The sequence below is a fragment of the Paraburkholderia sediminicola genome, assembly GCF_046027825.1.
In the GTDB taxonomy this organism is placed as follows: Bacteria; Pseudomonadota; Gammaproteobacteria; order Burkholderiales; family Burkholderiaceae; genus Paraburkholderia; species Paraburkholderia sediminicola_D.
Genome location: NZ_JAQQDU010000260.1, coordinates 1 through 577, shown reverse-complemented (window position 1 = coordinate 577; position 577 = coordinate 1). Strand labels below are relative to the sequence as shown.

The following is a 577-nucleotide window of genomic DNA, read 5'->3' as shown; positions in this document are numbered from 1 at the left end:
ATACAGACAGCGGCAAGACCGATCAGCGAGTGCATCGCCGCGACCAGTTCCGGCATCTTGGTCATCTCGACGCGCGCCGCGACGAACGCGCCGATCGCGCCGCCGACAATCAGCGCGGCAAACAGCAGGCCGAGTCCGAGCGCCAGATTCGAGCCGAGCCCGGCGGCCTGCTTAACGATCAGCGCAATGGTCGTAAGAATGGCAATCGCCATCCCGACCATGCCGAAGGTGTTGCCGGTGCGCGCCGTCTTCGGATTTGACAGCCCCTTGAGCGCCTGAATGAAACAGACCGACGCGACCAGATAAAGCAGCGTGACGACGTTCAGACTCATTACGCGTTCTCCTTGGCCGTCTTGTCAGCGATCAGCTTCTTCGGCTCTTTCTTCCTGAACATCTCCAGCATTCGCCTCGTCACCAGGAATCCGCCGAACACGTTCACCGCCGCGAGCGCGACGGCCAGCGTGCCGAAGAACTTGCCGGGCGTGCCCAGCGTGAGGCCTGCGGCCAGCATCGCGCCGACGATCACGATCGCCGAGATCGCGTTGGTCACGGCCATCAGCGGCGTGTGCAGCGCGGG

General features: G+C 63.6%; 2 protein-coding genes. Both read right to left on the bottom strand.

The genetic code is table 11. The annotated features are described in order from the left end of the window. A partial coding sequence (locus PQQ96_RS42175; RefSeq protein ID WP_408303357.1) for an NAD(P)(+) transhydrogenase (Re/Si-specific) subunit beta occupies positions 1 to 332 on the bottom strand: 332 nt, incomplete at its 3' end. Then, on the bottom strand, positions 332 to 577 hold a 246-nt coding region (locus PQQ96_RS42170; protein ID WP_408303355.1), incomplete at its 5' end, for an NAD(P) transhydrogenase subunit alpha part 2. The genes PQQ96_RS42170 and PQQ96_RS42175, both read right to left, overlap by 1 nt.